The following is a 24,463-nucleotide window of genomic DNA, read 5'->3' as shown; positions in this document are numbered from 1 at the left end:
CCGGCCGTACCGGGGGCTAACGGTGCCGGCGGGTTAGCTTCTCCCGGGCGACGGGTAACGGCACCTGCGGGCCGGCGTGGGGACACCGCCGGCGAAGGACGCGGCGGCGCGTTCAAGATGACGTTTACTCCCCGGGGCGCCGGGAACCCGCCGGCTGTGCGACAGGACCAGGTCGAGCCGGATCAGCGCAGGTCAGCCCGGGTTTTCGCCGGCGCTGGCCGGGCCGCGTCCGGGCCCGTCCTGTTCGACGCGGTGCTGTTGGACCGCGACGGCACGCTCATCGAGGACGTGCCGTACAACGGCGATCCCGACAAGGTGCGGCCGATGCCCGGGGCACGGGACGCCCTGGACCGGTTGCGCGCGGCGGGCCTGCGGCTGGCGGTGGTGACGAACCAGTCCGGCCTGGCCCGAGGGCTGTTCACCGAGGCGCAGATGCGGGCGGTGCACGCCCGGGTGGAGCAGTTGCTGGGACCGTTCGACGCCTGGGCGGTGTGTCCCCACGACGACGGCGACGGATGCGGATGCCGCAAGCCGGCCCCGGGACTGGTGTACGCGGCGGCGCAGCAGCTGGGCACCGTGCCGGCGCGGTGCGTGCTGGTGGGGGACATCGGGCGGGACATGACCGCCGCCTCGGCCGCGGGGGCCTCGGGGATCCTGGTGCCCACGCCGGTGACCCGCCCTCGGGAGGTGGCCGCCGCGCCGCAGGTCGCGCCCGACCTGCCGGCGGCCGTGGCGGAGATCCTCCGCCGCCAGGCGGCGGTCGACCCGGCCACCTACGGGCACGTCGACGCGCCGCGGGTGCAGACGGTGCTGGTGGTACGCGCCGACTCGGCGGGGGACGTCCTGGTCACCGGCCCGGGCATCCGCGCGGTGGCGGCCGGCGCCCGGCGCGTGGTGCTGCTGTGCGGGCCACGGGGGCGGGCCGCGGCGGAACTGCTGCCCGGCGTCGACGAGATCGTCGAACACCGGCTGCCCTGGATCGACCCCGCGCCCGACCCGGTCGACCCCGCCGACATGCGCCGGCTCGTCGACCGGCTCGCCGCCGTGGGCGCCGACGAGGCGGTCGTCTTCACCAGCTTCCACCAGTCGCCCCTGCCCCTGGCCCTGCTGCTGCGCCTGGCCGGGATCCACCGGGTCAGCGCCATCAGCGACGACTACCCGGGCAGCCTGCTCGACGTGCGGCACCGGGTGCCGCCCGGCGTACCGGAAGCGGAGCGGGCGTTGTCGCTCGCCGCCGCCGCCGGCTTCGCCCCCGCCGAGCCCGACGGACCCGCGCCCCGCCTGCGTCCGGTGCCGGCGCCGCCGCCGGAGGTCGGCGCGCCGGGCTACGTGGTGCTGCACCCCGGCTCGGCGGCGCAGGCCCGGGGCTGCCCGCCCGAGCTGGCCGCGCGGATCGCCCGCGCCCTGGCGTCCGCCGGCCACCGGGTGGTGGTCACCGGCGGCCCCGACGAGCGGGAGCTGACCGCGTGGGTGGCCGGCGACGTCGCCGTCGACCTGGGCGGGCGTACCACGCTCGCCGGGCTGGCCGCGACGGTCGCCGGCGCCGGCGCGGTCGTGGTCGGCAACACCGGCCCCGCCCACCTCGCCGCCGCCCACGGCGTGCCGGTGGTCAGTCTCTTCGCCCCCACGGTCCCGTTCGGACAGTGGGGGCCGTGGCGGGTGCCCACGGTGCGGCTCGGCGACGCGGAGGCGCCCTGCCGCGACACCCGCGCGGCGCGTTGCCCGGTGCCCGGACACCCCTGCCTCAGCGGCCTCGAACCCGACCAGGTCCTCGACGCGCTGCGGCTGCTCGGGGTGGGCCCACCGGCCCGACCCGCGCCGAGGGCCGCCGACCGGGCGGCCGGCGTGCCGGCGGGGACCAGCACCGGCGGGAGCGGCCGATGAACCTGCTGCTCTGGCACGTGCACGGCTCCTGGACCACGTCGTTCGTGCACGGCAAGCACCGGTACCTGGTGCCCGTCACCCCGGACCGCGGCCCGTACGGGCTCGGCCGGGCCCGCACCTACCCGTGGCCCGACACGGTCGTCGAGGTGACTCCCGAGCAGTTGCGCACCGCCGACGTCGACCTGGTCGTCCTGCAACGCCCCGAGGAGCTCGACCTCGCCGAGCGGTGGCTCGGGCGCCGGCCCGGCCGCGACGTCCCCGCCGTCTACGTCGAGCACAACACGCCCAAGGACGGCGACGTGCCCAACAGCCGGCACCCCATGGCCGACCGCGACGACCTGCTCGTCGCCCACGTCACCGGGTTCAACGAGCTGTTCTGGGACACCGGCGCCACCCGTACCACGGTGGTCGACCACGGCATCGTCACCCCGGCCGTGGAGTACACGGGCGAACTCGACCGGCTCGCGGTGGTGATCAACGAGCCGGTACGCCGCTGGCGGGTCACGGGCACCGACCTGCTGCCCCGCTTCGCCGAGATCGCCCCGCTGGACGTCTTCGGCATGAAGGTCGCCGGGCTGGCCGAGCACCTGGGCCTGCCCGCCGACCGGTTGGTCAGCCACGACGACGTGCCCCAGCACCGGATGCACGTCGAGCTGGGGCGGCGGCGGGCGTACCTGCACCTGTGCCGGTGGACCTCGCTGGGGCTGAGCCTCATCGAGGCGATGTCGATGGGGATGCCGGTGGTGGCCCTGGCCGCCACGGAGGCGGCGATGGCGGTGCCACCAGGGGCGGGCGCCCTGTCGACCCGGCTCGACACCCTGCTCGACGCCGCCCGCCGGTTCATCGACGAGCCGGCGCAGGCGCGCCGGGCGGGGGAGCGGGCCCGCCTCGCCGCCCGGGACCGCTACGGCCTCGACCGTTTCCTCGCCGACTGGGACCGGCTGCTGGAGGAGGAAGTATGCGCATCGCGATGATCTCGGAGCACGCCAGCCCGCTCGCCATCCTGGGCGGCGAGGACGCCGGCGGTCAGAACACGCATGTCGCCGAGCTCTCCGCCGCCCTCGCGGCCGCCGGACACGACGTGCGGGTCTACACCCGCCGCGACGCCGTGGACCTGCCGGTGACCGTACGCAGCGCCGACGGCTACGACGTGGTGCACGTACCGGCGGGGCCGGCCGAGCCGGTCGCCAAGGACGCCCTGCTGCCGCACATGAAGGAGTTCAGCCGCTGGCTGGTCGAGCGGTGGCGGGGCGGGGACTGGATGCCCGAGGTGGTCCACGCGCACTTCTGGATGAGCGGCCTCGCCGCCCTGGCCGCCAGCCGGCAGACCGGGGTGCCGGTCGTGCAGACGTACCATGCCCTCGGGGTGGTCAAGCGGCGGCACCAGGGCGTGCAGGACACCAGCCCGGCCAGGCGGATCGGCTACGAGCGGGAGCTGGGCCGGGCCGTCGACCGGATCATCGCCCAGTGCCGCGACGAGGTCGGTGAGCTGGTCCGGATGGGCGTGCCCCGGTCCCGGATGACGGTCGTGCCGTCCGGGGTGAACCTGGGCACGTTCGCCCCGCTCGGGCCGACCGCCGAGCGGAAGGACGGCCGGCCGCGCATCCTGACCGTCGGCCGCCTGGTCGAACGCAAGGGCTTCCAGACCGTCGTGCGGGCCATGGCGTACGTGCCGGAGGCCGAGTGCGTGGTGGTCGGCGGCCCGCCCGCCGGCCTGCTGGAGACCGACCCGTACGCCCGCCGGCTGCGCGCCCTCGCGGTCAGCTGCGGGGTGGCCGACCGGGTGCGGCTGGTCGGCGCGGTGCCCCGCGAGGAGATGGGCCGCTGGTACCGCTCGGCGGACGTCCTGGTGGCCGCCCCCTGGTACGAGCCGTTCGGCCTCACCCCGCTGGAGGCGATGGCGTGCGGCGTGCCCGTGGTGGGCACCGCCGTCGGCGGGATCAAGGACACCGTGGTCGGGGGCGTCACCGGCGACCTGGTGCCGGCCCGCGACCCGCGTGCGCTGGGCGCCGCGATCCAGGGGCTGATCGACGACCGGATCCGTCGCTTCGCGTACGCGGCGGCGGCACGGGAACGGGCCCGGCGGCGGTACTCCTGGGCGGCCACCGCGGAGCGGCTGGTGGAGGTCTACGGCGACGTGGCGGCCCTGCGCCGGCCGACCCGGGTGGTGGCCTGATGGCGTCGGGCACCCCGCTGGACGCGCACCTGACGAACCTGGCGGCGGCGCTGGTGCCCTTCCGGCGGCACGAGTCGCTGCTGTCCCGGTGGGGGACGGCGCTCGCCCGCCGGCTGGTCGACGGCGGCCGGCTGCTGGTGGCCGGCAACGGGGGCAGCGCCGCCGAGGCCCAGCACCTCACCGCCGAGCTGGTCGGGAAGCTGCGTGAGGACCGTCAGCCCCTGTCCGCCATCGCCCTGCACGCCGAGACCTCCGCGATGACGGCCATCGGCAACGACTACGGCTACGACGAGGTCTTCGCCCGTCAGGTACGCGCCCACGGCCGCGACGGCGACATCCTGCTGCTGCTGTCGACCAGCGGCAGCAGCGCCAACCTGCTCGCCGCGGCGCGCGCCGGGCGCGACAGCGGGCTCACCTGCTGGGCCCTGACCGGCCCCGCCCCCAACCCGCTGGCGGAGCTGTGCCACGACGTGCTCGCCGTCGGCTCGGCCGACAGCCAGGTCGTGCAGGAGCTTCATCTCGTGACCAGCCACCTCCTCTGCGAGTACGTGGAGCGGGAGCTGCCGGTGGCGCTGGCCGCGCCCGGGGCGCCCGTACGGACCGGGGTCGAGGTGGTGCTCGACGGCGGTGCAGGTCAGCAGGCCCAGGGCGTGATGAGGGGGGAAGCGTGAGGGGACCCGTCGTGGTGGTCGGTGACACCCTGCTGGACCGGGACGTCGAGGGGGTGGTGAACCGGCTCTGTCCGGACTCGCCGGTGCCGGTGCTGGACGAGACCGCCCACGTCGACCGGCCCGGCGGCGCCGGGCTGGCCGCGGTCTTCGCCGCCGCCGCGCGGGGCGTCGACGTGGTGCTGGTGACCGCGCTGGCGGACGACGCGGGCGGCGCCCGGCTCGCCTCGTTGCTGGCCGACGCCGGCGTGCAGGTCTATCCCCTCGGGCTGCGCGGCGGCACGCCGGAGAAGGTCCGGCTGCGCGCCCGGGGACGGGTGCTGCTGCGCCACGACCGGGGCGGGGCGGCCGGCACGCCGGGCGAGCCGTCGGAGGCGGTGCTGCGGGTGGTCGCGCGGGCCTCCGCCGTGCTGGTCAGCGACTACGGGCGGGGTGTCGCGCGGCAGCCCGCGTTGCGGGCGGCGCTGGCCGCGACCCGGGCGCCGGTGGTCTGGGACCCGCACCCGCGGGGACCGGCGGCCGTGCCGGGGGCGCACCTCGTCACGCCCAACGAGTCCGAGGTGCGGGAGCTGGTCACGGTGGCGCCCGGCGCGACCCGGCTGGCGACGGCGTCGCGGGGCGCGCAGGGACTGCGCCAGCGTTGGCGTGCCGGCGCGGTCGCGGTGACCCTCGGCGGGGACGGCGCGCTGCTCTGCCACGCCGGCGCGACCCCGATGGTGGTGCCCGCCCCGGCCACCGCCGAGGGGGACACGTGCGGCGCCGGTGACCGGTTCGCGGCCACCGCCAGCCTCGCCCTGGCGCGGGGGGCGCTGGTCTCCGAGGCGGTGCAGGAGGCGGTGGCCGAGGCGTCGGCGTACGTGGCCGGCGGGGGAGTGGCGACGGCGCTGCCGCGGCCGGTGCGCCCGCTGCCGCCGGCGGTCTCCAGCCCTGGCGGCGAGCGCGTCGGCGTGGCCGCGGCGGCCGGCGTGGTGTCGGCGGTACGCGCGTCCGGCGGCACGGTGGTGGCCACCGGCGGCTGCTTCGACCTGCTGCACGCCGGGCACGTGGCGACGTTGCAGGCCGCCCGGCAGCTCGGCGACTGCCTGGTGGTCTGCCTGAACTCCGACGCGAGCGTGGCGGGGCTGAAGGGCCCGGACCGGCCGGTGATCCCGCAGGGCGACCGGGCCCGGCTGCTCGCGGCGCTGAGCTGCGTCGACGCGGTCATGATCTTCGACGAGTCCACCCCGCACGCGGCGCTGTCGTGGCTGCGCCCGGACGTCTGGGTCAAGGGCGGCGACTACGCCGGCGACGGCGGCGAGCCGGCCCTGCCCGAGGCGGAGGTGCTGCGCCGGTGGGGCGGCAACGCCGTGGTGGTGCCGTACCTGGACGGCCGCTCCACCACCGGGCTGATCGCCGCCGCCCGGTCGACCGGCACCGCCGGGCCGTCGCTCACCGACACCGTGCCGCCCGCCTGCGCGCCGCCGCCCGGCCCCGCCCCCGGAGGGACACCGGCCGACGGGCCGACACGGGTGCGGGCCGGCCGACCGGCCCTCGGCGGACCGGGCGCGGCGGAGGGCACCCGATGAGCGGCGGGCCGCCCGGCGCGGGGCGCACCGTGCTGGTCACCGGCGGATCGAGCGGGCTGGGCGCCGCCGTGGTCGCGGCCGTGGCCCGCGCCGGCGGTCGGCCGCTGGTGCTGGACCGCCAGGCACCCGCCGACGGGGTGCCGTGGGTGGAGTGCGACCTGGCCGACACCCGCGCCGCCGAGGCCGCCACCCGGCAGCTCGCCGAGCGGTCGGGCGGGCTGGACGCGGTGGTCACCGCGGCGGGGATGGACGTGCCGGGAAAGCTGGCGGACGTGCCGGGCGAGACCTGGGACCGGATCGTGGCCGTGGACCTGCTCGCCACGGCGGCCGTGGTGCGGGCCGCCCTGCCGTTCCTGGAGACCTCGCGGGGCAGCGTCGTCACCGTCGCCTCCACGCTGGGGGTCAAGGCCGTCGCCGACGCGACCGCGTACTGCGCGGCCAAGTTCGGGGTCGTCGGCTTCACCAGGGCCCTCGCCGCCGAGCTGGCCGGCAGGGTCGGCGTCACGCTGCTCGTCCCCGGCGGCATGCGCACGGCCTTCTTCGACGAGCGCGACGCCGCGTACAAGCCCGGTCCCGACGCCGTGCTGAACGACCCCGCCGACACCGCCGCCGCCGTCATGTTCGCGCTGTCCCAACCCGCTGGCTGCGCCGTACGCGAGATGGTCGTCTGCGCCGACCAGGAGACCTCGTACCCGTGATCCTCGTCCTGCGCGCCCTCGGCGTCGGCGACCTCGCCACCGCCGCCCCGGCCCTGCGCGCCCTGCGCGCCGCCCATCCCGACCGGGAGCTCGTGCTCGCCGCGCCCGGCTGGCTGGCGCCGCTGGTGGAGCTGGTCGGCGGCGTCGACCGGCTGGTGCCCACGGACGGGCTGGGCCGCCCCGGTGCGGCCCTGCGGGCGCCGCGCGTCGCCGTCAACCTGCACGGGCGGGGCCCCGAGTCGCACCGGATGCTCGCGGGCACCCGCCCGGGCCGGCTGCTCGCCTACGCCAGCCCGGAGGCCGGTCACCGCGACGGCCCCGACTGGCGCGCCCACGAACACGAGGTCGACCGCTGGTGCCGGCTGCTCGACTGGTACGGCATCCCCGCCGACCGCGCCGACCTGGACCTGACGCGCCCGGCCCCCGGCGACGTCCCGACCGGCGTGACCGTGCTGCACCCGGGCTCCAAGGTCCCCGCCAAGCGCTGGCCGCCCGGGCGGTTCGCCGCGCTGGCCCGGGAGTTGGCCGCCCGGGGGCACCGGGTGGTGCTCACCGGCAGCCCCGACGAGCGGGCGACGGCGCAGCGGATCGCGGCGGGGGCGGGGCTGCCCGCCGACGCGGTGCTGGCCGGCCGGACGGATCTGGGCCGGCTGGCGGCGCTGGTGGCGTACGCCCGGCTGGTGGTCAGCGGGGACACGGGCGTGGCGCACCTGGCGACCGGCTACCGCACCCCGTCGGTGGTGCTCTTCGGGCCGGTCCCCCCGACGCGGTGGGGGCCGCCGCCGGGCCGGCACCGGCACCGGGCGCTGTGGGCGGGTGGACAGGGTTTGTCCAGGTGGGACGGGGTAGGAAGCCATCCGACGTTGGCGGCCATCGGGGTCGACGAGGTGGTGGCCGCCGTGGCCGAGGTGGAACGGGCGGTGCGGGTGTCCGGTGCGGTTGCGGCGTAGTGATCCGGGCAGGCCGGGGTACGGGCGACGCCGGCGCGGCCGGGGCTGGCTCTTCCTGGACCCGTCCGGGCAGCCGGTACGCGACCCCGACCAGCTGGGTCGGCTGCGTGAGCTGGTGATCCCGCCCGCCTGGCGGGACGTGTGGATCTGTCCGTACCCGAACGGGCACATCCAGGCCACCGGCATCGACGCGGCGGGGCGCAAGCAGTACCTCTACCACCCGAAGTGGCGCGAGAAGCGCGACGAGGCGAAGTTCGACCACGTGCTGGAGGTGGCCCGCCGGCTGCCGGTGCTGCGCGAGCGGGTCGGGCGGGACATCTCCGGCCGGGGCCTGTACCGCGACCGGGTGCTGGCGACGGTGACCCGGCTGCTCGACATGGGCATGTTCCGCGTCGGCAGCGACCAGTACGCGGCCGGCGACGACCCGACGTTCGGGGTGTCGACCCTGCGCCCCGAGCACGCCCGTTCCCGGGGCGGCTGCGTGGTCTTCGAGTTTCCCGCGAAGGGCGGCGTCGAGCAGGTGCGCCGCATCGAGGACCCGGAGCTGTGCCGGGTGCTGATCAACCTGCGCCGCCGGCGGCGCTCGGCCGACCGGCTGTTCGGCTACCGCGACGGCGGGGACTGGCGCGACGTGCGCAGCGACGAGGTCAACGAGTACCTGCGCGACGCCAGCGGCGGCGAGATGACGGCGAAGGACTTCCGGACCTGGCACGCCACGGTGCTGGCGGCGACCGAGCTGGCGACGGTGGGCCCGCCGCGCTCGGCCACCGCCGGCAGGCGGGCGGTGGCGGCGGTGATGCGCGACGTCGCGGAGCTGCTCGGCAACACCCCCACGGTGGCGCGCACGTCCTACGTCGACCCGCGTGTGGTCGACCTCTTCCACGACGGCGTGGTCGCCCCGGTCGAGCCCGCGACGCCCCGCGAGAAGGCCGAGCGGATCGTGCTCGAGTTGCTCCAGGACGCTTGAGCCGGCCGCCGGTGCGGGGCCGTCCCCGGTGGTCACCGGGCGGCCGCCCGCCTCCCCCGTGGCGGCGGGCGGCTCGCCGCGGCCCCCGTTGGCGATCCCGCTCCGCCGGTGCCGTGGCGGGCGGGGATCGGCCACCTCGGCGTCAGTCTGCCGCGACCGGGTTGACCGTGGACGCCGCCGGGTTGACTTCCCGTGCCGCGTCCTGCGCCTGGCCGGCCCGCCACGCCTGCGGCCCGACGCCGTGCGCCTTGCGGAAGGCCCGGCTGAAGTGCGCCTTGTCGGGAAAGCCCCAGCGGGCCCCGATCGCCTGGACCGGCTGGCCGTGCAGGCCCGGGTCGGCGAGGTCGTGCCGGCACCGTGCGAGCCGCAGCTCCCGGATGTACGACGCGACCGTCGACTCCTCGGCCTCGAAGAGCCGGTGCAGGGTACGCAGCGAGACGTGGTGAGCGTCCGCCACCACCTGCGGGCTCAGCGTCGCGTCGCCGAGGTGCCGCTGGATGTACGCCCGCATCTGGGTGACGAGGGCGCGCCGGCGGGCCTCCGTCGGCATCGCGTCCTCGGCCACCAGGTGCCGACCCAGCATGGTGGACACCAGGTCGAGCCCGACGGTGCCGAGGCGGGGGGCGTCGGCGGCGTGGTACTGCTCGGGGTGGCGGGCGATCTGGAGGAGGAACTGGGCCAGCAGCGCGCCGATCCCCTCGGTGCCCGACATCCGGCCGCCGAGCAGCGGCGCCAGCCGGTCCGGCGACAGCGGCAGCGCGGCGTGCGGGATGATCGCCACGACCGAGCGGGCCGGCTGGCGGCCGCCGTCGTCGCCGACGTGCCGCACTCCGTGCGGCCGTGACCCGTCGTAGAAGATGAACTCGCGCGGCCCGAGCACGCTGCTCTGACCGGCCTGGCTGGCCGCGCCGTCGCCGTCGACGGTGAGCGCCAGCGTGTAGATCTCCGGGGCCGACTCGCGCACCAGCCGGGAGCTCCCGACGGCATCCAGGGACGGATACCGGTAGTTGACCACCCGGATCGGGTGGAGCTCGACGATCTCGGCCCGGGCGGCGAAGTCGTGCGCGTGCTCGGTGCGGATGCGCAGCGGCGACGCCGTACGCGCCACCAGGTCGAGCCACATCTCGAAGCGTTCGGCCGCCGGCACCGCAGTCGTGTCGACGGTGTTGCGCAGCAGCATCCGCTCCCCGTCCTCGCGCAGTTCGAGTGGCCATTGTCCATCGTGGGCGTCCGCGTGCCCAGGGCGTTCCCGGCCCGCCCGTCGAGGCGGCCGGGCGCGCCGGCGGCTCAGCGCGTGGCCGTGCGGCTGCGGATCAGCGCCTCGACGCCGTCGAGGATCCGGTCGAGGCCGAACCGCCACTCCGCATCGAGTTCCTCGTCCAGCTCGTCCTCGGCGTCCGCCAGCAACTCCCGGACCGCCGGGTACGGGCCGTTGCGGGTCAGCCGTTCGAGCTGCTGCCAGTACCGCGCGCCGACCTCGTCCGGGCTGAGTTGCTCCCGCGCCGCGGCCTCGGTGAGGTCGGCGGTGAGCGTGGCCCAGTACCGGGCGTACCCGCTGACCAGCAGGATCGTCGAGAGCCGCTCGACACCGCGCAGGCCGGTGCCGCGCAGGGCGGCGAGCCCCTGCTCCATCCAGCGGACCCCGTTTGGGCCCATCGGCGGGCCGCCGATCGGAATCTGCCGGATCCACGGGTGGCGGTGGATCGCCGCGACGTTGGCGTGCGCCCAGCGGGCGAGGGCCGGCCGCCACCCCTCGTCCGGGCCGCGTGGCGCGGGCGGGTCCCCGTAGCCGGTGTCGGCCATGAGTTCCAGCAGGTCGGTCTTGGCGGAGACGTAGCGGTAGAGCGACATGGTCCCCACGCCCAGCTCGCCGGCCACCCGGTTCATCGATACCGCCGCCAGCCCGTCGGCCTCGGCCACCCGGATGCCGGCGGCCACCACCTGCTGCATGGTGAGGCTGCGCCGGGGGCCCTTGCCGGGGCGCTCCCGCAGGCCCCAGGCGAGCTCGATGCTCTCCGGCAGCTCGACGTCGGCGTCGCTCATCCCACCTCCCGGTGCGTCGTTGACCGCCATCCTAACTTCTGCGTATGGTCTACGCAGAACAGCGTATGTCGTACGCAGAAAGCGGAGGGTGAGGGGTGATGGAGACAGCAGCGGTGCAGACCGTCGACCTGTGCAAGCGCTACGGCGGGGTGGCGGTGCTCGACGGGCTGACCATGCGGGTGGCCCGGGGCAGCGTGCACGCCCTGCTCGGCCCCAACGGGGCGGGCAAGACCACGACCGTACGGATCCTGGCCACGCTGACCGCGCCCGACGGGGGCACGGCCCGGGTGGACGGCCACGACGTGGTCCGCGACCGGCGCCGGGTGCGGCGGGCGATCAGCCTCGCCGGCCAGCACGCGGCGCTCGACGACCAGCAGACAGGCGCGGAGAACCTGCGCATGATGGCCCGGCTGGCCGGGCTGGCCCCGGCCGCCGCCCGGCGGCGGGCCGCCGACCTGCTGGAGCGCTTCGACCTGGTCGCCGCCGGCGGCCGTCGGGTGGCGACCTACTCAGGCGGGATGCGCCGCCGCCTCGACCTCGCGGCCAGCCTGGTCGGCGAGCCGTCCGTGATCTTCCTCGACGAGCCGACGACCGGCCTCGACCCGCGCAGCCGGCAGGGCCTGTGGGAGGTGGTCGCCGAGCTGGCCGGGGCCGGGGTCACGGTGCTGCTCACCACGCAGTACCTGGAGGAGGCCGACCGGCTCGCCGACCGGATCGCCGTGCTGCACGGCGGCCGGCTCGCCGCCGAGGGGAGCGCGGCCGACCTCAAGCGCCGCTTCGGCGCCCACCGGCTGGAACTGACGCTGCGCGACGCGCAGAGCTTCGCCGCCGCCGGGCAGCGGCTCGGCGACCGGGTCACGCACCGCGACCAGGCCCGCCTGGAACTGGCGGTGGCCACCGGCGGCGACGCGGCGGAGATCCGCCACCTGCTCGACCATGCCGACCCCGACCGGCGGGGCCTCGCCCGCTTCATCGTCCGCGAGGCGACTCTGGACGACGTCTTCCTCACCCTCACCGGCGACCCGGTGACCGCCCACCCGGAGGTGGCCCGTGTCTGAGCTGACCCTGCGTCCGACCCGCGCCGGCGAGGCCGTCGTCATGGTGACGCGCTGCCTGCGGCTGTCCCGCCGCAACGTCGACGCGTTGCTCACGTCGCTGCTGCTGCCGGTGCTGCTGATGCTGCTCTTCGTCTACCTGTTCGGCGGCGCGATCGACACCGGCACCCGCTACGTCACCTACGTGGTGCCCGGCGTCCTGCTGCTCTGCGCCAGCTTCGGCGCGGCGAGCACCGCCGTCAGCGTGACCACCGACCTGACCAACGGGGTCATCGAGCGGTTCCGCACGATGGACGTCAGCGCCACCGCGATCCTCGGCGGGCACGTCGTCGCCAGCATCGCCCGCAACACCGTCTCCACCGTGCTGGTGCTGGCCCTCGCCGTCGCCATCGGCTTCCGGCCGGCCGTGGACCCGCTGCGCTGGCTGGCCGCGTTCGGGGTGCTGCTGCTCTTCCTGCTCGCCGTGTCCTGGCTGTCGGCCGCGTTCGGCCTGCTGGTCCGTACCCCGGAGGCCGCCAGCGGCTTCACCTTCCTGGCGATGTTCCTGCCCTATCCGAGCAGCGCCTTCGTGCCGGTGGAGACGATGCCGAGCTGGATCCGCGGCTTCGCCGACCACCAGCCCGTCACGCCCGTCATCGAGACGCTGCGCGCCCTGCTGCTGGGCACCCCGACGGGCACGGCCCCGCCCCTGGCGGTGGCCTGGTGCCTCGGCGTCCTGGCCGTCTCGGTGCCGCTGACCGCCGTGCTGTTCCGCCGCCGCGTGGCCTGACCGCCGCCACCCCGGGTACGCGACGGCGGCGCCGGACCTCGTCCGGTGCCGCCGTCGTCGTTCACGCGTCAGTCGTTGAGCACCTGGGAGAGCCGGTCGCGGAAGCGCCGCTCCGAGTCGCTGACCACGTCCCCGCCGAGGCCCAGGATGCCGCCGCTGGACGCCGCGCCCACCACCTGCTCGGCGATGTCCACGAGCCAGTGCTTGTACGCGCCGGCCTCGCCCTCGTCGGCCCGGGCGGCCAGCAGCACCGCCGCCTCCCGGGCCCGGCCCAGCACGTCCTCGAGGTAGGCGCGCGGGTCGGACGGCGCGATGACCGGCAGTTCCTCGCCCGCCTCCGGGTCGCCGACCCGCGAGACGATCTCGCCGGCCACGGCCGCGACCAGCGGGCTGGCCGACTCCCGGCCGGCGGCGATGGTCTCCAGCCCGGCCGCGTTCTCGGCCATGGTGCGGCGGGTGCCGTCGGACTCGGCGGCGCTCGCCGCGGTCAGCACCGACTGCGGCAGGCCGACCAGCAGCCCCCACTCCTCGTCGGAGAAACCGAACCCGGTGTACGCCGGCTGCTCGATCACGGCAACGCCCCTTCCGTACTGATGTCGCTCGTCGTCCGCGGCCCACAGGGGGAGCCCGGCTCAGGCTAGTCGAGGGTCAGCAGGCCCTGTTCGGACACCACGCTGACGGACAACGTCTTGTACCCCACCTCGTCGAAGAGAACCGTCATCCGGTCCTCCTCGTAGCTCAGCACCAGGCCGTGCCCCCACTCCGGGTGCCGGACCTGGCTGTGCACGGGGAAGGGCCCCACCGAGCCGTCGTCGGGGGTGCTGGTGCCGGCGTGGCAGTTGTCGCAGTGCCCGCAGACCTCGGTCATCTGCTCGCCGAAGTACGCCAGCAGCGTCTGCCCCCGGCAGGCGGTGGTCTCGGCGAAGGCCCGCATCATGTCCGTACGCGAGCGGGTCACGGTCTGCTGCCGCTCGGCCTCCGCGAGGGCCGCGGCGGCGGCGTCCACGGGCGCGGGGGAGTAGCGGGGGGCGCCGATGCGCTGCTTCGCCCTCGGCTCGGCGGCGCCCACCTGCTCCAGCAGGGCCAGGTACTGGCCGAGCTTGCGGGGGCCCAGGCCGGTGACCTCGCGCAGCTCCTTCTTGTTGCGCGCCTTCTTGCGCAGCAGCGCGGACAGGTCGCGCAGCTCGTCGGGGTCCGGCAGGCCGCCGCTGAAGAAGCGTTGCAACCCGACGTCCTCGGCCTGCCACAGCAGCAGCACCCGGGCCGGGGCGCCGTCGCGGCCGGCCCGCCCGATCTCCTGGAAGTAGCTGTCGGGCGAGTCCGGCAGCGCCATGTGCACCACCCAGGCGATGTTCGGCTTGTCGATGCCCATGCCGAACGCCGAGGTGGCCACCATGATCGGCACCTGGTCGGCGAGGAACGCCTCGTGCAGCTCGGCGCGGGCCCCGGCCGCCATCCCGCCGTGGTAGTACTGGGCCGGGAAGCCGGCGTCGGTGAGCCGGGCCGCCAGCTCCTCGGCGGAGCGCCGGGTGGGCACGTAGATGATGCCGGGCCGGGTGTCGTCGCTCAGCAGGGTGATCAGCCGCCGCCACCGGTAGTCCTCCGTCGGGCAGTGCGCCACCTCGAGGAACAGGTTGGGCCGGTCCAGCCCGGAGACCACCACCTCGGGCTCGGTCAGCCGCAGCCGGGCGATGATGTCGTCACGTACGGGCGGGGAGGCGGTGGCCGTCAGCGCCACCACCGGCGGCCGGCCGATGCCGTCGATGAGGTGGCCCAGCGCCAGGTAGTCGGGGCGGAAGTCGTGCCCCCAGGCCGAGATGCAGTGCGCCTCGTCGATCGCCACCAGCGCCGGCTTCAGCGACCTGACCTCGGCCATCCGGTCGGGGTTGGCGAGCTGCTCCGGGGTGATGAAGAGGAACTCGGCCCGCCCGTCGCGGATCTCGGCGATCGCCTCCGCCTGCTGGGCGGCCGACTCGTTCGAGCTGATCCGCACGGCGCGCAACTCCGGCCGCTGCCGCTCGTTGAGCGCCGCGATCTGGTCCTGCTGGAGGGCGAGCAGCGGGGAGATCACCACGGTCGGGCCGGGGATCAGGCTGGCCGGGATCTGGTAGATCGCCGACTTGCCGGCACCGGTGGGCAGCACCACCAGGGCGTCACGGCGCTTCATCACCGCCCGCATGGCGGCCAGTTGGTGGGGCCGCAGTGCGGTCCAGCCGAAGAGGCTCTTCGCCGCGCGGCGCAGTGTCGTCGAGTGCGTGGACAGTTTCATCGAGGGCCGGAGGTACCCGCCGTGATCAGCGGCGAAACCGCCCGCCGACGTGACGCGTCCCGCCCTCCCGACGCCGCCGCGCGGGCGGCCCGCCGGCGGGCGCCCGGTCCTGCTCCGGGCGCCCCGGCAGGCGTCGCGGTCAGCGTACGCGGGGGAGGACCTCGCGCTGGTAGAGGTCGAGCAGGCCCTGCCAGTTCGGGCCCGTGTTGGCCACGTAGACCTCGTCGAAGCCGGCCTTGGCGTACTCCTCGATCTTCGCCAGGTGCGCGTCGGTGTCCCGCCCGCAGACGAACGCGTCCTTCATCATCTCCGGCCGGACCAGCTCGGCGGCCTGCTCGAAGTGCCGCGGCGAGGGCAGCACCTGGGACAGCTCGCCCGGCACCCCGGCGTTGGGCCAGCGCTCGTACGCGATCCGCACGCCCTCCTCCTCGGTCGGCGCGTACGCCGCCTTGAAGCCGGCCTGGCACGGCTTGTCGCCGCCGCCGTTCTCCCGGAACCGCCGGACGAGTTCGGCGTCGGGCGAGGTGTTGACGAAGCCGTCGCCGATGCGCGCGGCCAGGTCGACGGCCTTGGGGCCGAAGCCCGAGACGTACACCGACGGGGGAGTCTCGGGCAGGGTGTAGATCCGGGCGTGCTCGACGGTGTAGTGCTTGCCGTGGTGGTTGACGAAGCCGCCCCGCCACAGCTCGCGCATCACCTCGACGGCCTCCTCCAGCATCTCCAGCCGCACGTCGGTCTGCGGCCAGGCGTCGCCGAGGATGTGCTCGTTGAGCGCCTCGCCGCTGCCCACGCCGAGCACGAACCGACCGGAGTGCATGACCGCGCTGGTGGCCGCCGCCTGCGCCACGACGGCCGGGTGGATGCGCACGGTCGGGCAGGTGACGGCGGTGGTGACCGGGAGCTGGCAGACCTGGCTGAGCGCGCCGATGACCGACCAGACGAAGGGGCTCTGGCCCTGCGCGTCCGTCCACGGGTGGTAGTGGTCGGAGATCCAGAGCGCCTCGAAGCCGGCCCGCTCCGCTCCGCGCGCCTGTTCGAGCAGCTCGGCCGGCGTGTACTCCTCGGTGGACAGAAAGTACCCGATCCTCATCGTTCCCCCTCGCGGTTTCCTACCGGTCCAACGAGGCAGGCGGTACCCCGACGGCCGCCGTCGAACCGCGGGCGCCGGCGCCGGGTGGCGCCTCAGCGCCGGAACATCGCGCGGATCGCGGCGAGCAGCAGCAGGCCGCCGACGACCAGGCCGAGCAGGCGTACGCCGGGGATGTCGGCCGGGCTCGTCGCGTCGGCCAGCAGCAGGGGATCCATCCCCGAACTGTCCCCAGCTCCGCGCCGGACGGCAACTGTAAGGTTTATTGACTATTTTTTCGCGCGGTGTGACCATGTCAGCACCGCCGCAGGTGGCGGGCCGCCGGGCGCGGAGAAGACGGGGGTACGACGACCGCATGAGCGAGCGACACAACAGCCACCACGCGGGCGGGCCGGCGTGAGCGGGCGCGACGAGAGCCTGGCGGCCCTGGCCGCGGCCGTCCTGCAACCGGGGTTCGTCGGCACCACACCGCCGCCCTGGATCTGCCGCTGGCTCGGCGAGGGCCTGGGCTCCGTGGTGCTCTTCGCCCGCAACGTGGTCCATCCGGAGCAGGTGGCCGCGCTCACCGCCACCCTGCGCGCCGAACGCCCCGACGTCGTCGTCGCCATCGACGAGGAGGCCGGCGACGTGACCCGCATCGAGTCTGCCCGGGGCAGCTCCCGGCCCGGCAACTTTGCCCTCGGCGCGGTGGACGACCCGGCCCTGACCGAGGAGGTCGCCCACGACCTGGGCGCCGACCTCGCCGCGCTGGGCGTCACCCTCAACTACGCCCCCGACGCCGACGTCAACTCCAACCCCGCGAACCCGGTCATCGGCGTACGCGCCTTCGGCGCCGAGCCCGCGCTGGTCGCCCGGCACACCGCCGCCTGGGTACGCGGCCTCCAGGCGGGCGGGGTCGCCGCCTGCGCCAAGCACTTCCCCGGGCACGGCGACACCAAGGTCGACTCGCACCACGACCTGCCCCGCATCACCGCCGACCGGGCCCGCCTCGACGCCGTGGAGCTGGCCCCGTTCCGGGCCGCCGTGGCGGCCGGGGTGCAGGCCGTGATGACCGGCCACCTGCTGGTGCCGGCGCTGGACCCGGAGCTGCCGGCCACCCTCAGCGGCCGGATCCTCGGCGGGCTGCTCCGCGACGAGCTGGGTTTCTCCGGCGTCGTCGTCACCGACGCGGTGGAGATGCGGGCGGTCGCCGACCGGTACGGCTTCGCGGGCGCGGCGGTACGCGCCCTCGCGGCCGGCGCCGACGCGATCTGCGTGGGCGGGGAACGCGCCGACGAGGAGTCGGCCCGGCTGCTGCGCGACGCCATCGTCGCGGCGGTCGTCTCCGGCGAGCTGCCGGAGGAACGGCTCACCGAGGCGGCCAAGCGGGTGGGGCAGCTCGCCGCCTGGACCGTCGCGGCCCGGGCCGAGCGGCCACCCCGGCACCGCCCCACCGCCGCCGGTTCGGCCGTCGGGCTGGCCGCCGCCCGCCGGGCGCTGCGGGTCACCACCGCGCCCGCCGGCGTCGGCGCCCTGCCGCTGGCCGGCCCCGCGCACGTGGTCGAGTTCGAGCCGCCGCGCAACATCGCGATCGGTCCGGAGACCCCGTGGGGAGTCGCCGCCCCGCTGGCCGACCTGATCGCCGGCACCACCACCGTCCGCTACGCCGAGGCCGACGTGCCCGCCGACCCGACCGCCGGGGCGGCCGGCCGGTGTGTGGTGCTGGTGGTCCGCGACCTGCACCGGCACGACTGGATGCGGGCCTCGGTGACCCGCGCGCTGGCGGCCCGCCCGGACGCGGTCGTGGTCGAGCTGGGCGTTCCCGAGCTGGTCACCGGGGCGGTGCACGTCGCCACCCACGGCGCCACCCGGGCCGCCGCCCACGCGGCCGCCGGCCTGCTGGCGGGCCGCTGACCGCTCCCGCGCCTCCTCGGACCGTTGCGGCGGTGCCCCGGCGTCCCCCGCCGTCGAGGGGCGCCGGAGCATCCCGGCGCCCCCGGTTACGGCTCGGGGGTGACCAGGTCGGCGTATTCGAGGTGACGGTCGATGAAGGCCGCCATGAACGGGCAGCGCGGCACCACCGTCGTGCCGCGCTTGCGCACCTGGTCGAGGGTGCCCCGAACCAGGGCCGCGCCGACGCCCATGTTCTGGAACCTCGGGTCGATCTCGGTGTGGGTGAAGACCAGCACCTCGCCGCGCGGCAGGTACGCGGTGAACCCGGCCAGCGCGTCGTCGACCAGGATCTCGAACCGGTGCTTGGCGGGGTTGTCCTCGACCAGGGTGCTCACCCGGCCATTCTGCCCCCGCCGGCGGCGAGCCGGTCCAGTTCGCCGAGCAACCGGTCCACCTCGTCGGCCGTGTTGTAGTGGTAGAGGCTGGCCCGCACCGCCCCGCCGCTGTCGCGCAGCCCCATCGCCTGGAAGTACTCGTACGCGTAGTAGTCGCCGGCGGAGAGACAGAACCCGGCCGCGCCCAGCTCCTCCTGGGTCCGCTGCGGCGAGAGCCCGGCCAGCCGGAAGGACACCGTCGGGCAGCGCCGGACGGGGGAGCCGAGCACCGTGACGCCGGGCAGCGCGGCCAGCCCGGCGAGCAGCCGCTGAAGCAGCGCCTCCTCGTACGCCTGCGCGGCGCCCAGCCCGGCGAGCAGCCGTTCGCGCCGGCTGCCGGTGGCCGTCGGGTCCAGGCCCGCCAGGTGGTCCACGGCGGCGGCCACGCCGGCCAGCAGGGGGAAGCTCGGGGTGCCGTACTCGAAGCGGTCCGGCACCGCGTCGGAGGAGGGCAGCAGCTTCGCCGGACGCAGCCGCTCCCACGTCGCGGGCGCGGCCACCATCGCGGCCAGGTGCGGCCCCGACCACTTGTAGGCGCTGGTGACCAGGAAGTCGGCGCCCAGGGCGGCGACGTCGGTGGGGCCGTGCGGCACCGAGTGCACCCCGTCGACGCAGACCAGCGCGCCGGCGGCGTGCGCGGTCGCGGCGATCGCCGCCACGTCCGGGACGGTGCCGGTCGCGTTGCTGCCCGCGGTCACCGCGACCAGCCGGGTCCGCTCGCCGACCAGTTCGGCGTAGCGGGCCGCCGGCAGCTCCGCGGTGTCCCGGTCGAACTCGGCCCAGCGCACCGTCGCGCCGGCCGCCTCGGCGGCCTGCACCCAGGGGCGTACGTTCGCGTCGTGGTCCAGCCGCGACACCACGACCTCGTCGCCGGGCCGCCACCCGGCGCCCAGGGTCCGGGCCAGGGTGTACGTCAGCGCCGTCGCGCTCGGCCCCAGCACCACGCCGTCGGGCTCGGCACCGAGCAGGTCGGCCACCGCCGAGCGGGCGGCGGCCACCATCTCCAGCGACCGCCGGCCGGGCGCGAAGGCGGCGCTGCGGTTGCCCACCGCCGCCCGCATGGCGGCGGTGACCGCGTCGACGACTCCGGCGGCGGTCTGGGTGCCCCCGGCCCCGTCGAGGTGGACGAAGCCCTCGGCGAGGGCGGGGTAGGCGGCCCGGGTGCGGGCGATGTCGAACGGCATGCCGGGGACCCTAACGCCCCGCCGCGGGCCCCTCACCTCGGCGGATGATCACGCGCTGCCGCAGTGGCCGACGTCTCGTACCCTTGGCGGGGTGACGAGACGACGTGTTGCCTTCCCGCTGACCCCCACCCGCCGGGCTGCCGGCCTGCTGGCCGGGCTCGCGCTCGGCGTCGCCGTGCTCGCCGGTTGCAGCTCCGAGGGCGCCAGCACCGACTGCGGCCTGGACGCCTGCACGGTCACCTTCGACCGGGGCGTGAACGCCAGCGCCAACATCCTCGGCGTGGAGGCCAAGCTCATCGGCGCACAGGACGACCAGGTGACCGTCGAGGTCGCCGGCGAGCAGCTGTCGCTGACGATGGGCCAGCAGGCCACCGAGGTCGGCGGCTTCGCGGTGACGCTGGACAGCGTCACCGACCAGGAAGTCAAGATCAGGGTGTCGAAGAACCCCGGCAACTGACCTGGCCGGGGCGGCGGTGGCCCGACGTTTGGAAATCTTCGTATTCGGTGATTGTGGCGCCATGTCACTCACCCGGAACGCCGAAGCCACCGCCTCCCGCACGGCGAACAGCAGGTGGCTCGAACTGTTGGCCAGAGTCGGTTTCATCGGCTATGGCATCGTGCACCTCCTGTTCGCCTGGCTGGCGTTGCAGATCGCGTTCGGCAAGGCCGGCGACGACGGCGACCAGTCCGGCGCGCTGCGCACCCTCGCCGCCCAGCCGCTGGGCAAGTTCCTCGTCATCACCATCGCGGTCGGCCTGCTCGCCATGGCGATCTGGCAGGCGCTGGAGGCGGCCGTCGGGCACCGCGCCGAGCGCGGCAAGGAGCGCGTCTGGGAGCGGCTCGCCTCCCTGGGGCGGACCATCGTCTACCTCTACTTCGCCTGGACGGCCTTCAAGGTCTTCAAGGACGCCGGCTCCAACAGCGCCGACCAGCAGGAGGCGCTGACCGGCAAGCTCATGGAGTCCTCCGGTGGCCGCTGGCTGGTCGGCCTGGCCGGGCTCGGCCTCGCCGCGATCGGCGTCGGCCTGGTGATCTACGGGCTGATCAAGCGGTTCGAGAAGCACCTCAAGACCGGCGAGATGAACGCCAAGACGCGTCAGCTCACCCGCCGGCTGGGCATGGCCGGCTACATCGCCAAGGGCGTCGCGTACGGCATCTCCGGCCTGCTGATCATCCTGGCCGCCGTCAACTACGACCCCGAGAAGGCCCGCGGTCTGGACGCGGCCCTGCGCACGCTGCGCGACCAGGCGTACGGCCAGATCCTGCTCACCCTGGTGGCGCTCGGTATCGCCGCCTTCGGCGTCTTCTGCTTCCTCCAGTCCCGGTATCGCAAGGTCTGAGACCTGGTCGATTCCGGTGTCGCCGGGCACCATTGGGCCTTTGCCCGAAACGGGCATCCGGCGTCAGGGGGAGGAAAGAACCTGTGCAGAGCTACCTCGGGACGATCGTCGCCGCGCTCGCCGCGGCGGCGATCGCCCTGTTCGCGGTCGAGGTCGCGCACCGCGTGATCCGGCGGGTCGGCCGGCGTTCGCTGCTGCTGACCGAGCTGACGGATCACGCGCACCGCTCGATCCAGGTGGCCGCCACCGTCGTCGCCGTCCAGTTCGCCGTGCGGTTCAGCACCGGCTACGCGGTCGGCGACCAGTGGCGGCAGGTGCTGCTGCACCTGCTGGTGCTCGGCGTGATCGCCAGCGTCGCCTGGCTGGTCGCCTCGCTGCTCGTCGTGGCCGAGGACACCGCCCTGGCCCGCTTCCGGGTCGACGTGCCGGACAACCGGCACGCGCGGCGCGTACGGACCCAGGTGGTCATGCTGCGCCGGCTGACGATCGCGGTCATCGTGGTGCTGGCGGTCGGCGTGATGCTGATGACCTTCCCGGCCGTACGCGGCATCGGCGCCGGCGTGCTGACCAGCGCCGGTGTGGTCGGTGTGGTCGCCGCGCTGGCCGCGCAGAGCCTGCTGGGCAACGTCTTCGCCGGCCTCCAGCTCGCCTTCAGCGACGCGGTCCGCCTCGACGACGTGGTGGTGGTCGAGGGGGAGTGGGGCCGCATCGAGGAGTTGACGCTCAGCTACGTGGTCGTGCAGATCTGGGACGACCGGCGGCTGATCCTGCCCACCTCGTACTTCACCAGCAAGCCGTTCCAGAACTGGACCCGCACCGAGGCGGCGGTGCTGGGCACCGCCGAGTTCGACGTCGACTGGGCGATCCCGGTGCAGGCCATGCGGGAGGAGCTGCGCCGCCTCGCCGAGGGCACCGAGCTGTGGGACGGCCGGGTCTGCGTACTCCAGGTGACCGACGCGACCGGCGGAACGGTCAAGGTGCGCGCCCTGGTCAGCGCCGCCGACGCCGGCAGCCTGTGGGACCTGCGCTGCCTGGTGCGCGAGCACCTGGTCGCCTGGATCCGGGACCACCGGCCGACCGCCATGCCCCGGATGCGTACCGAGATCGGGGACGTGGAGAGCAACCTGCCGTGGCAGTGGGTACGCCCCCGCCGGCCGGTGCGCCGCCGCACCGACGCCGACGTACCCGACGACGCGCGGGTCTTCGGCGGCAGCGACGACGGCGACGCCCGCAGCGAGGCCTTCGTCGGCCCCGACGAACCCGCCGACGCCCGCCGCTGACCCACCCCACCCCCACCTCGGCCGATCCCCACCCCCACCTCGGTCGGGCGGATTGGGCGTGACCTGTGGGGGGCGGGGGTGGTTGGAGGTGTGGGTGGGGTTGTGCCTCCTGGGGTGACCGGGCGGAGTGGGTTGGCTCGGGAAGTTTGACCGGGCGTTTCGTGGGGACCTGCTGCGCGACGCTTCTGCACCTTCTTCCGCGCCGTGCACCGTGCGGCGGCTCGGGGGCCCGGCGGTCCGGGTGCACCGGCGAAGGATTGACGGGCGACGACTCCGGGCATACAGCGCGGTGATGATGAAAGGAGGACAGCATGGCTGACGTGGCGAACGCCCGCACATCCCGCGACGGGAGCGAGCCGTCCACCGCCGAGCTGGTGCAGCGGGCCACGGAGCAGGTCTCCCGCCTGGTCCGCGACGAACTGGCCCTGGCCCGGGCGGAGCTGACCGAGAAGGGCAAGCACGCCGGTATCGGTATCGGTCTCTTCGGTGGTGGCGGGGCGCTGGCGCTCTACGGCCTGGGCGCCCTGGTCGCCACCGCGATCCTGCTGCTCGACCTGGTGCTGCCGGCCTGGGCGGCGGCCCTGATCGTCGCGGTGGTGCTCTTCGCGATGGCCGGCATCCTGGCCCTGGTGGGCAAGAAGCAGGTCAGCCAGGCGGTCCCACCGGTGCCGCAGGCCGCGGTCCGTAGCGTCCGGGCGGACGTGGACACGGTCGCCGCCGCCGTGAAGGACAGGGGACGGGCATGACGACGGGCAACGGCCGGGGCACCGGCGACACCGAGGCGCTGCGGGAGGAGATCCGGCGGACCCGGGTCGAGCTGGGCGAGACGATGGAGGCGTTGGCGGCCAAGGCCGACGTCAAGGCGCGCCTGAGGTCCTCCGCCGACCAGGCGAAGGAGCGGGTGCGGGACCAGGCCGCGCAGACCGTGGCCCGGGTGCGCGGGCAGGCGACGCAGAAGGCGCAGCTCGCGCGGGGCCAGGCGCAGGAGACGGGCGCGGTCGTACGGCGTAACCCGACGCCGTTCGTCGCCCTCGCGGCCGGGGCGGTGGCCGCGGTGATCGTGTTGGTGATCGTTCGGGGGAGGCAGCGGTGAGCAGGGGTATCGGGAAGGCCGCGTACAAGCCGGTCGGCGTGCTGATGGGCATCGCCGCCGGTACGGTCGCGGGCGCGATCTTCCGGCAGGTGTGGAAGATGACGGCGGGCGACGGCGAGGCGCCCAGCGCCACCGACGAGGACCGCGGCTGGGGCGAGGTCCTGGCGGCGGCGGCGTTGCAGGGCGCGATCTTCGCGGTCGTCCGGGCCGCCGTCGACCGGGGTGGCGCGGTGGGCGTACGCCGGTTCACCGGAAGCTGGCCGGACTGACCGGAAGACGACGAAAAGGATCCCCGCACCGGCGCGATGGTGCGGGGGTCTTTTCGCACGGGGGCAAGGGCCCACCCAGCGGATCTTCGGCATCCGTCAGGTCACATGTCGAAGAATTTCGTCCGGTAGTCTGTGCAGAGTTTTCGCTACGTGGTTTGCTGTTCCACGCTGTTGAGAGATGGCGTGGGTTGAGTGAAGTCTCCTTCGTGGGGGCCGCCTCAGGCACCGCTGCTCGAAAACGGCCAATCGGCCGCACGGCGTGCTCGGCCGCCAGTTTTAGAAGGAGATACACATGGCGCAGGGAACCGTGAAGTGGTTCAACGCAGACAAGGGCTTCGGCTTCATCACCGTCGACGGCGGGGGTGCTGACGTGTTCGTCCACTTCTCGGCCATCCAGACCAGCGGCTACCGCACGCTGGAGGAGAACCAGCGGGTGGAGTTCGAGATCGCCCAGGGTCAGAAGGGTCCGCAGGCCGAGCAGGTCCGCCCCATCTGAGCAGTGCCGGTCGGCAGCCGCCGGCCAGTGGTGATCCGGCGCCCGGATCACAGCGAAGCCCCGTATTCCGGCCGGGATGCGGGGCTTTCCGCGTACCAGGACGCCGGACCGGTGGGGCGGCTGTGGGGGCGCTCAGCGGCGCCTGCGGGCGCGCAGTCCGAACCAGAGCACGACGAGTCCGACCAGGACGACGAGCGGCCCGAGGGCGGCCCAGAACCGCCGGTCGGTCATGACGCTGCCCTCGACGTAGCCGAGGCCCTGCACCGTCCACAACGCACCGCCGACAACGGCGAGCAGTCCGAGGGTCAGCGGCAGCCAGCCCTTCATCGCGTTCCCCCTCCGTCGGTCCGGATCCCGGTCGCCC

General features: G+C 75.1%; 26 protein-coding genes and 1 pseudogene. 18 read left to right on the top strand and 9 right to left on the bottom strand.

Annotated features, from left to right (window positions below; genetic code table 11):
• Positions 1 to 252: 252 nt before the first annotated feature.
• The 8 genes and pseudogenes from GA0070610_RS17755 (at position 253) to GA0070610_RS17720 (ending at position 8,908) form a co-directional block, all read left to right on the top strand.
• Positions 253 to 1,884, top strand: coding sequence for an HAD-IIIA family hydrolase (locus GA0070610_RS17755; protein WP_392567257.1), 1,632 nt, complete (start codon positions 253 to 255; stop codon positions 1,882 to 1,884).
• Positions 1,881 to 2,858, top strand: coding sequence for a glycosyltransferase (locus tag GA0070610_RS17750; RefSeq protein ID WP_089001075.1), 978 nt, complete (start codon positions 1,881 to 1,883; stop codon positions 2,856 to 2,858). Before GA0070610_RS17755 ends, GA0070610_RS17750 begins: the two co-directional genes overlap by 4 nt.
• Positions 2,843 to 4,060 (top strand): glycosyltransferase, encoded by a 1,218-nt coding sequence (locus GA0070610_RS17745; RefSeq protein ID WP_089001074.1) that lies wholly within the window; start codon positions 2,843 to 2,845, stop codon positions 4,058 to 4,060. The genes GA0070610_RS17750 and GA0070610_RS17745 overlap by 16 nt, the downstream gene beginning before the upstream one ends.
• Complete coding sequence (locus tag GA0070610_RS17740) at positions 4,060 to 4,731, top strand: D-sedoheptulose-7-phosphate isomerase (protein WP_392567256.1); 672 nt, start codon at positions 4,060 to 4,062, stop codon at positions 4,729 to 4,731. Before GA0070610_RS17745 ends, GA0070610_RS17740 begins: the two co-directional genes overlap by 1 nt.
• Positions 4,728 to 6,203 (top strand): annotated as a pseudogene (locus GA0070610_RS17735) (PfkB family carbohydrate kinase); the annotation flags it as partial. The gene GA0070610_RS17740 and the pseudogene GA0070610_RS17735, both read left to right, overlap by 4 nt.
• Before the next feature lie 86 nt (positions 6,204 to 6,289).
• A complete protein-coding gene (locus GA0070610_RS17730) occupies positions 6,290 to 6,991 on the top strand; it encodes an SDR family oxidoreductase (protein ID WP_089001072.1) in 702 nt (233 codons plus the stop codon).
• Positions 6,988 to 7,941, top strand: a complete 954-nt coding sequence (locus GA0070610_RS17725; RefSeq protein ID WP_089001071.1) for a glycosyltransferase family 9 protein — start codon at positions 6,988 to 6,990, stop codon at positions 7,939 to 7,941. The genes GA0070610_RS17730 and GA0070610_RS17725 overlap by 4 nt, the downstream gene beginning before the upstream one ends.
• Positions 7,925 to 8,908 carry a DNA topoisomerase IB gene (locus tag GA0070610_RS17720; protein ID WP_089001070.1) on the top strand — a complete coding sequence of 328 codons (984 nt, stop codon included), beginning with the start codon at positions 7,925 to 7,927 and terminating at the stop codon, positions 8,906 to 8,908. Before GA0070610_RS17725 ends, GA0070610_RS17720 begins: the two co-directional genes overlap by 17 nt.
• A 142-nt stretch (positions 8,909 to 9,050) precedes the next feature.
• On the opposite strand, the gene GA0070610_RS17715 is transcribed toward GA0070610_RS17720, so the two are convergent.
• Together GA0070610_RS17715 and GA0070610_RS17710 are read right to left on the bottom strand one after the other, a co-directional pair.
• Entirely contained in the window at positions 9,051 to 10,088 is a 1,038-nt protein-coding gene (locus GA0070610_RS17715; RefSeq protein WP_089001069.1) for an AraC-like ligand-binding domain-containing protein, read from the bottom strand.
• Positions 10,089 to 10,195: 107 nt separating this feature from the next.
• On the bottom strand, positions 10,196 to 10,951 hold the full coding sequence (locus tag GA0070610_RS17710; protein WP_197697751.1) for a TetR/AcrR family transcriptional regulator: 756 nt from the start codon (positions 10,949 to 10,951) through the stop codon (positions 10,196 to 10,198).
• A 98-nt stretch (positions 10,952 to 11,049) separates the two neighbouring features.
• Between GA0070610_RS17710 and GA0070610_RS17705 the strand changes: the two genes are divergently transcribed.
• A complete protein-coding gene (locus tag GA0070610_RS17705) occupies positions 11,050 to 12,009 on the top strand; it encodes an ATP-binding cassette domain-containing protein (RefSeq protein WP_089001067.1) in 960 nt (319 codons plus the stop codon).
• Complete coding sequence (locus GA0070610_RS17700) at positions 12,002 to 12,775, top strand: ABC transporter permease (RefSeq protein WP_231925664.1); 774 nt, start codon at positions 12,002 to 12,004, stop codon at positions 12,773 to 12,775. The genes GA0070610_RS17705 and GA0070610_RS17700 overlap by 8 nt, the downstream gene beginning before the upstream one ends.
• A gap of 68 nt (positions 12,776 to 12,843) precedes the next feature.
• Here the strand turns inward: GA0070610_RS17700 and GA0070610_RS17695 are convergent, their stop codons facing one another.
• The 4 genes from GA0070610_RS17695 to GA0070610_RS31705 form a co-directional block, all read right to left on the bottom strand.
• On the bottom strand, positions 12,844 to 13,347 hold the full coding sequence (locus GA0070610_RS17695; protein ID WP_089001066.1) for a hypothetical protein: 504 nt from the start codon (positions 13,345 to 13,347) through the stop codon (positions 12,844 to 12,846).
• A 65-nt stretch (positions 13,348 to 13,412) separates the two neighbouring features.
• Complete coding sequence (locus GA0070610_RS17690; protein ID WP_089001065.1) at positions 13,413 to 15,044, bottom strand: RecQ family ATP-dependent DNA helicase; 1,632 nt, start codon at positions 15,042 to 15,044, stop codon at positions 13,413 to 13,415.
• A gap of 139 nt (positions 15,045 to 15,183) precedes the next feature.
• Positions 15,184 to 16,134: a TIGR03557 family F420-dependent LLM class oxidoreductase gene (locus tag GA0070610_RS17685; protein WP_089001064.1), complete on the bottom strand. Its 951-nt coding sequence runs from the start codon at positions 16,132 to 16,134 to the stop codon at positions 15,184 to 15,186.
• A gap of 92 nt (positions 16,135 to 16,226) precedes the next feature.
• Positions 16,227 to 16,349, bottom strand: a complete 123-nt coding sequence (locus GA0070610_RS31705; RefSeq protein WP_255474757.1) for a hypothetical protein — start codon at positions 16,347 to 16,349, stop codon at positions 16,227 to 16,229.
• 178 nt (positions 16,350 to 16,527) lie between these two features.
• On the opposite strand from GA0070610_RS31705, the gene GA0070610_RS17680 reads away from it, so the two are divergent.
• Positions 16,528 to 18,024 (top strand): glycoside hydrolase family 3 protein, encoded by a 1,497-nt coding sequence (locus GA0070610_RS17680; protein WP_089001063.1) that lies wholly within the window; start codon positions 16,528 to 16,530, stop codon positions 18,022 to 18,024.
• Between the two features lie 86 nt (positions 18,025 to 18,110).
• Here the strand turns inward: GA0070610_RS17680 and GA0070610_RS17675 are convergent, their stop codons facing one another.
• Both GA0070610_RS17675 and GA0070610_RS17670 read right to left on the bottom strand, forming a co-directional pair.
• Positions 18,111 to 18,398: a GNAT family N-acetyltransferase gene (locus GA0070610_RS17675; RefSeq protein ID WP_089001062.1), complete on the bottom strand. Its 288-nt coding sequence runs from the start codon at positions 18,396 to 18,398 to the stop codon at positions 18,111 to 18,113.
• A complete protein-coding gene (locus GA0070610_RS17670) occupies positions 18,395 to 19,621 on the bottom strand; it encodes a cysteine desulfurase-like protein (RefSeq protein ID WP_089001061.1) in 1,227 nt (408 codons plus the stop codon). Before GA0070610_RS17670 ends, GA0070610_RS17675 begins: the two co-directional genes overlap by 4 nt.
• Positions 19,622 to 19,712: 91 nt before the next feature.
• On the opposite strand from GA0070610_RS17670, the gene GA0070610_RS17665 reads away from it, so the two are divergent.
• The 7 genes from GA0070610_RS17665 (at position 19,713) to GA0070610_RS17635 (ending at position 24,099) form a co-directional block, all read left to right on the top strand.
• Positions 19,713 to 20,078 (top strand): hypothetical protein, encoded by a 366-nt coding sequence (locus GA0070610_RS17665; RefSeq protein ID WP_089001060.1) that lies wholly within the window; start codon positions 19,713 to 19,715, stop codon positions 20,076 to 20,078.
• A 61-nt stretch (positions 20,079 to 20,139) separates the two neighbouring features.
• Complete coding sequence (locus GA0070610_RS17660; RefSeq protein ID WP_089001059.1) at positions 20,140 to 20,961, top strand: DUF1206 domain-containing protein; 822 nt, start codon at positions 20,140 to 20,142, stop codon at positions 20,959 to 20,961.
• An 83-nt stretch (positions 20,962 to 21,044) separates the two neighbouring features.
• Positions 21,045 to 22,241: a mechanosensitive ion channel family protein gene (locus GA0070610_RS17655; RefSeq protein WP_089001058.1), complete on the top strand. Its 1,197-nt coding sequence runs from the start codon at positions 21,045 to 21,047 to the stop codon at positions 22,239 to 22,241.
• A gap of 311 nt (positions 22,242 to 22,552) precedes the next feature.
• Positions 22,553 to 22,987, top strand: coding sequence for a phage holin family protein (locus tag GA0070610_RS17650; protein ID WP_089001057.1), 435 nt, complete (start codon positions 22,553 to 22,555; stop codon positions 22,985 to 22,987).
• On the top strand, positions 22,984 to 23,334 hold the full coding sequence (locus GA0070610_RS17645; RefSeq protein ID WP_089001056.1) for a DUF3618 domain-containing protein: 351 nt from the start codon (positions 22,984 to 22,986) through the stop codon (positions 23,332 to 23,334). The genes GA0070610_RS17650 and GA0070610_RS17645 overlap by 4 nt, the downstream gene beginning before the upstream one ends.
• Positions 23,331 to 23,603, top strand: coding sequence for a DUF4235 domain-containing protein (locus tag GA0070610_RS17640; RefSeq protein ID WP_089001055.1), 273 nt, complete (start codon positions 23,331 to 23,333; stop codon positions 23,601 to 23,603). Before GA0070610_RS17645 ends, GA0070610_RS17640 begins: the two co-directional genes overlap by 4 nt.
• A gap of 292 nt (positions 23,604 to 23,895) precedes the next feature.
• Entirely contained in the window at positions 23,896 to 24,099 is a 204-nt protein-coding gene (locus GA0070610_RS17635) for a cold-shock protein (protein WP_007075740.1), read from the top strand.
• Between the two features lie 132 nt (positions 24,100 to 24,231).
• Here GA0070610_RS17635 and GA0070610_RS17630 read toward each other — a convergent pair whose 3' ends face one another.
• Positions 24,232 to 24,426, bottom strand: a complete 195-nt coding sequence (locus tag GA0070610_RS17630) for a hypothetical protein (RefSeq protein ID WP_089001054.1) — start codon at positions 24,424 to 24,426, stop codon at positions 24,232 to 24,234.
• Positions 24,427 to 24,463: the final 37 nt, after the last annotated feature.

It is taken from the genome of Micromonospora echinofusca (genome assembly GCF_900091445.1).
In the GTDB taxonomy this organism is placed as follows: Bacteria; Actinomycetota; Actinomycetes; order Mycobacteriales; family Micromonosporaceae; genus Micromonospora; species Micromonospora echinofusca.
The sequence above is the reverse complement of the archived record's forward strand: the minus strand, read 5'-3'. Positions and strand labels throughout refer to the sequence as shown.

What these genes read in the sequence shown, in the direction of transcription:
- GA0070610_RS17750 (WP_089001075.1), top strand. Translation starts at nt 1,881, where the DNA reads ATGAACCTGCTGCTCTGGCACGTGCACGGCTCCTGGACCACGTCGTTC.
- GA0070610_RS17745 (WP_089001074.1), top strand. Translation starts at nt 2,843, where the DNA reads ATGCGCATCGCGATGATCTCGGAGCACGCCAGCCCGCTCGCCATCCTG.
- GA0070610_RS17740 (WP_392567256.1), top strand. Translation starts at nt 4,060, where the DNA reads ATGGCGTCGGGCACCCCGCTGGACGCGCACCTGACGAACCTGGCGGCG.
- GA0070610_RS17730 (WP_089001072.1), top strand. Translation starts at nt 6,290, where the DNA reads ATGAGCGGCGGGCCGCCCGGCGCGGGGCGCACCGTGCTGGTCACCGGC.
- GA0070610_RS17715 (WP_089001069.1), bottom strand. Translation starts at nt 10,088, where the DNA reads ATGCTGCTGCGCAACACCGTCGACACGACTGCGGTGCCGGCGGCCGAA.
- GA0070610_RS17710 (WP_197697751.1), bottom strand. Translation starts at nt 10,951, where the DNA reads ATGAGCGACGCCGACGTCGAGCTGCCGGAGAGCATCGAGCTCGCCTGG.
- GA0070610_RS17705 (WP_089001067.1), top strand. Translation starts at nt 11,050, where the DNA reads ATGGAGACAGCAGCGGTGCAGACCGTCGACCTGTGCAAGCGCTACGGC.
- GA0070610_RS17690 (WP_089001065.1), bottom strand. Translation starts at nt 15,044, where the DNA reads ATGAAACTGTCCACGCACTCGACGACACTGCGCCGCGCGGCGAAGAGC.
- GA0070610_RS17685 (WP_089001064.1), bottom strand. Translation starts at nt 16,134, where the DNA reads ATGAGGATCGGGTACTTTCTGTCCACCGAGGAGTACACGCCGGCCGAG.
- GA0070610_RS31705 (WP_255474757.1), bottom strand. Translation starts at nt 16,349, where the DNA reads ATGGATCCCCTGCTGCTGGCCGACGCGACGAGCCCGGCCGACATCCCC.
- GA0070610_RS17670 (WP_089001061.1), bottom strand. Translation starts at nt 19,621, where the DNA reads ATGCCGTTCGACATCGCCCGCACCCGGGCCGCCTACCCCGCCCTCGCC.
- GA0070610_RS17660 (WP_089001059.1), top strand. Translation starts at nt 20,140, where the DNA reads ATGTCACTCACCCGGAACGCCGAAGCCACCGCCTCCCGCACGGCGAAC.
- GA0070610_RS17650 (WP_089001057.1), top strand. Translation starts at nt 22,553, where the DNA reads ATGGCTGACGTGGCGAACGCCCGCACATCCCGCGACGGGAGCGAGCCG.
- GA0070610_RS17645 (WP_089001056.1), top strand. Translation starts at nt 22,984, where the DNA reads ATGACGACGGGCAACGGCCGGGGCACCGGCGACACCGAGGCGCTGCGG.
- GA0070610_RS17635 (WP_007075740.1), top strand. Translation starts at nt 23,896, where the DNA reads ATGGCGCAGGGAACCGTGAAGTGGTTCAACGCAGACAAGGGCTTCGGC.
- GA0070610_RS17630 (WP_089001054.1), bottom strand. Translation starts at nt 24,426, where the DNA reads ATGAAGGGCTGGCTGCCGCTGACCCTCGGACTGCTCGCCGTTGTCGGC.